Here is a 4,396-nt window from a genome sequence, read left to right on the forward strand (position 1 = left end):
GCCGTCGAGTAGAAATTCGCTTAGTTGATTTGAATCAGTAGTTTCTTTGGTTCTGAGTTTAAAGTTTTTGAGTTCAAAATCCTGGGTTTACTCTTATCAAACTCTAAACTCAGAACCAAGCACCATAGCACTATAACACATTAACATCATCGCCTTCACCCAGAGGGATCTTCATTAAGCCTTCCAACGCTCGTTGGGCAGGGAGATCTTCAAATAGCATTCGGTAGAGCATTCGAGTGATCGGAGCCTGAATCTGGTGATAATCGGCTAATTGTTTTACAATACGAGTGGTGTTTACTCCTTCGGCTACTTCTTCCATGTCTTGAATGACCTGTTCCAATGTTTCACCTTGGGCTAATCGATAGCCAACTGTATAGTTCCGACTATGGGTGCTAGAGCAGGTAGCTACCAAGTCTCCTACGCCAGCTACGCCCATAAATGCTTCAGTATTACCTCCTAGTGCCTTTCCAATCGTTATCATTTCCAACAATCCTCGGCTAATCAATAATGCCCGGGCGTTTTCCCCCAACGATAAGCCACTCAACGTTCCCGAAGCAATAGCAATAATATTCTTCAGTATACCGCACAACTCAATACCAATCAGATCATCGCTACCGTACACCTGGAACAGGTTGTTTCGTAGTAAACGTTGCCCGGTCTGAACTACTTCATCGAAGCGACTAGCTACTACTGTGGCTGCCGGTTGTCCCTCCCCTAGTTCGTGTGCTAAATTAGGACCCGCCAAGCAACCAATGCGTACGGCAACAGTCTCTTCTCGAATTACTTCACTCATGGTTTTTATCTGCTTGCGCGTGATTGGAGCAGAAGAGTTGGGAAGGGCATCGAGTCCTTTGGTACCGTGAATAACAATATGGTAAGGACGAAGAAAGGCGGAAAAACTACGCATGGTGTCTCGGAAACCGGAAGAAGCTACAATAGGAAATAGCACTAAACACTGCGCTACCATATCTTCCGCATCGTTGGTGGCACGTACGCGCGGATGAAGGGCGTAGCCCGCACTTTGCTTCTCACTATTTATTTGAGTCACCACTTCGGGACGGCGGGCGTATAGCAATACATCACTATTTTCGGCAAGTAGATTAGCGACTACCGAACCGAAGCTTCCGGCACCGATCACACCTACGGGACTATTCTGCGACACTGACAAATGATTTTTCCTGGTGATGAATGATTCGGTGCAAATTGTACCCTAGCAGGCGATTATGATAGTAATAAAGGGTATTTATATCAGGTGTTTCAATATTCCCAGCCTTATTTTTTATTAAAGGACGCTTTGAGTGATACATCCCTACATTAGATAATCCGTGAGTTATTACCTCGTCAATTGGTTGATTGAGTCGTTCATCAACATCGACCTTGCCCTGGCGGTGTAGCTCCAAAACCTGTTGGCGTACTCGCTCACACTGTTCTTGAAACATATTATAAGGAAGTACCAAGTCTTCTTCAGACAAGCGTAACAGATTGAATAAGTCTAAAGAAGAATGCTGTTTCTTAATAAGCTCAAAAGCGACAAATGCCACCAGGTGGCTCGAGAAAACCTGATTAATTCGGTAGTACTCCTGTAAAATAGCCTCACCCAACATTTGGGTATACTCACTCTCACGTTGCTCGTCGCGCGTAATTTGCTCGCCGGTACAAAAGTATTCTCGCATACTAATTGGTCGGTCTAACTTATCGAGGCTATGCCCTTCATCATCCACATAGTTACCCAGCAGATCCATTCCTCGCCCAATACTTACCGATATGTTGGAGCCTTTTTGAAAAAATTTTAGCAGAAACTTGACAATCTTAGCCGATTGAGAATATTCGTCGGTTTCAATGTAGTAACGCTCTTGCCCTTCGCGTTGGAGGTGATCGCGAATGAGGCTGGGTGCTTCTAGTACAAAATGATAGTTAAGCACTACCGGAAATACAAAGATCTTTTCCGCAGGTTCGCCGGTTTCCTGGCTCCGAATGTAGTTGATGCGTTGCGCTTCCATAGCGGTACCCAGCAGCCCTAGTTTTAGTTTATCCTCAATACGACCGGAGCGAGATCGAGTACCTCCGGGAAAAAACAAACTGTGAATACCCCGTTGCATCGCTAAACTAGAGTAAGCTTTCAGCGTTTCAATGTAAAGTGCGTTCTTCTTGCGCCGGTCTACTTTGTAGGCTCCCAGACTGTTCATGAAGTAGGCAAAAATATCGATATTGAATAGATTGAGCCCTGCCCCGTAAATAAAAGGTGGTAAGCCTAACTCACTAATAACCCAGCCAATCAGAATAGAATCCAGATTGCTAAAGTGGGTAGGTACCATCACAATAGTGCCCTGCTGCGCCAAGCTTCGCAAGTGTTCAACCTCGCCGGTAATTTTTATTTTGTCTTGTAAAGAATACTGATTGCTGAATAACGATCCGAAGCCTTTCACACGAGAGGCGTTTAGTAGTCGGGAAAATCCGAAGGTGACTACTTTGCGAGCAAACTGGTAATAAGATGGGCGAAAGTTACTAGCTATCTCATTGGCGTAGCGAGTAACAATTTCTTCCAACAGCACCTGTGCTTTCTGCTCAGCCTCCTGGTCATAATTATCGGTTTGAAGGGTAGAAATTTCTACGAGCTGCTTCTTTACCGAGTTCCAGAAGGCATAATCATCATCAGGATCTACTGCCCAGGGGTTCTCTCTAACACGATATTTTTCTTTATACAGCGTAGTTTCTAGCTCATCTACCAGCAAATCTATAGTGGAAGCGGTTTCCTGTAGCTTACTTACACTGTTCTGCACTACGGTATCAATAAATTCTTTTCGCTGACGGCTCAGTTGTACCACCGGCCATTCTTTTCGCTTAGGAAGAATAGGCTCGTATTGTCGGGACTTAGACGACTGTGTAGCTCGGTTGTTCATAATGTACCCCTTAAACTAGGACTTTTACGGTAGAATCATGCAAATCTTTTTAGAATAATTATAAAAGCTTGCGAAGGGTTGAACAAACCAAAGGTACTGTCGTATAATTGTGCCTAACCTCTAAAACTTGATACTATGGCTTCTGTAACTCTAGGCGGCAATCCCGCCTCAATTAAAGGCGATATTCCTACTTCTGGCCCCGCGCCTGATTTCACATTCGTGAAAGATGATATGAGTAGTAAAAAATTATCTGATTTATCGGGAGTAAAAGTGCTTATCGCGGTGCCTAGCTTAGATACTTCAGTGTGCGCTGCGGAGACGCATCAATTTAATAAGCAGTTAGGAGGGAAAAGTGGAGTAACTGGCTTGGTTATTTCTAAAGACCTACCGTTTGCCATGAAACGCTTTTGCGAAACCTCAGGAATCGAGAATATTGTTAATGCATCGGACTTTCGCCACGGAGAGTTTGGTGAGAAGTATAAAACTGAAATTACGGATGGACCTTTTGAAGGACTATCGGCCCGAGCCGTATTTGTAGTTGACCAGAATAACGAGATTGCCTACGCTGAATTAGTGCCGGAAGTGGGTGAAGAGCCGAATTACGATAAAGTGATGGAGGCGGTGGATAAGTTGTTGTAGTTAGAAGGTTTCAGGTTCTGAGTTTGAAAGTTTGTGTATAATCATCTTGTTAAGATAACTTAAAACTCAGAACTATAAACCTGGCAACTTTAGTTTATACGTGATCGCTCAGTGCGAAACGCTAGCCAGTGATGCACTTTCATCATAGCTGCGGCTTCTAGCAATAATTGCATAAGTTGATCTTGCTCCAATTGAGTTATCAATACACTGAAGTTCATAAATGGTAGTCGTAGCAAGGTAAACGATTCTTCTGTTCCCAAGAACCAATCCTGCTCATTCAGTAACTCCAGTTCGTCCTTCAACTGATGAATCTGACTGGCCGTTAACAATAAATAGACGTTCTTAAACGTAAGTTCATAAGCGACCCCCGGATTAAGGGCCGTAATCTTACCTAACGTGTTTCTGCATAGTACCGATTTGTCTACGTGTTCCATATGCCAATAGTATTTTACTTTGTTGAGTATTTATTTTAGGTTATTGCGGTATTTGTTTGGTCAACACAGTTTCTGAAAAAATCATTGGTAAGTTTTATCAAAAAATTTCAAAAAGGATACACCTGTTAGAAATAACGTCTTTTTAGGCGAGCAGACTTTTTCCGGTATTTGTGTAACTTATGACCAATTGTGTAGCTTTGGCGTAGCTGATATTTAGAGCTTATGGCTAAAAAACCGAAGAAAACGAATCGGATTAAACCGACATCTGCTAAGACCAGGCAGAAGGCAAAGCCTCGAGAATTTAAGCCTATCTGGCGCGACCCTCGATTTCACCTAGCGCTAGGCTTCTTCTTGATTGTAACCTCCCTTTACTTGTTTATTGCGCAGGTTTCGTATCTGCTTACCGGAGCGGCTGATCAGAGC

5 protein-coding genes are annotated in these 4,396 nt (G+C 43.4%); 2 read left to right on the top strand and 3 right to left on the bottom strand.

Going from position 1 to position 4,396, the window contains the following annotated elements; all coding sequences use genetic code 11:
* Positions 1 to 130: 130 nt before the first annotated feature.
* Positions 131 to 1,162 (bottom strand): NAD(P)H-dependent glycerol-3-phosphate dehydrogenase, encoded by a 1,032-nt coding sequence (locus WBA23_RS24540; protein ID WP_424584917.1) that lies wholly within the window; start codon positions 1,160 to 1,162, stop codon positions 131 to 133.
* Positions 1,149 to 2,900 (bottom strand): 1-acyl-sn-glycerol-3-phosphate acyltransferase, encoded by a 1,752-nt coding sequence (locus WBA23_RS24545; protein ID WP_424584918.1) that lies wholly within the window; start codon positions 2,898 to 2,900, stop codon positions 1,149 to 1,151. Before WBA23_RS24545 ends, WBA23_RS24540 begins: the two co-directional genes overlap by 14 nt.
* 135 nt (positions 2,901 to 3,035) lie before the next feature.
* On the opposite strand from WBA23_RS24545, the gene tpx reads away from it, so the two are divergent.
* Positions 3,036 to 3,539 (top strand): thiol peroxidase, encoded by a 504-nt coding sequence (gene tpx, locus WBA23_RS24550; RefSeq protein WP_424584919.1) that lies wholly within the window; start codon positions 3,036 to 3,038, stop codon positions 3,537 to 3,539.
* A gap of 89 nt (positions 3,540 to 3,628) precedes the next feature.
* On the opposite strand, the gene WBA23_RS24555 is transcribed toward tpx, so the two are convergent.
* Positions 3,629 to 3,973 (bottom strand): hypothetical protein, encoded by a 345-nt coding sequence (locus WBA23_RS24555; RefSeq protein ID WP_424584920.1) that lies wholly within the window; start codon positions 3,971 to 3,973, stop codon positions 3,629 to 3,631.
* A gap of 222 nt (positions 3,974 to 4,195) precedes the next feature.
* Between WBA23_RS24555 and WBA23_RS24560 the strand changes: the two genes are divergently transcribed.
* Positions 4,196 to 4,396, top strand: a 201-nt coding sequence (locus WBA23_RS24560; protein WP_424584921.1) for a hypothetical protein, incomplete at its 3' end; no start/stop codon positions are given.

The sequence above is a fragment of the Tunicatimonas sp. genome (genome assembly GCF_049647865.1).
Taxonomy (GTDB): Bacteria; Bacteroidota; Bacteroidia; order Cytophagales; family Cyclobacteriaceae; genus Tunicatimonas.

Coding starts and splice junctions, on each gene's coding strand:
- WBA23_RS24545 (WP_424584918.1), bottom strand. CDS start 2,900: ATGAACAACCGAGCTACACAGTCGTCTAAGTCCCGACAATACGAGCCT.
- tpx (WP_424584919.1), top strand. CDS start 3,036: ATGGCTTCTGTAACTCTAGGCGGCAATCCCGCCTCAATTAAAGGCGAT.
- WBA23_RS24555 (WP_424584920.1), bottom strand. CDS start 3,973: ATGGAACACGTAGACAAATCGGTACTATGCAGAAACACGTTAGGTAAG.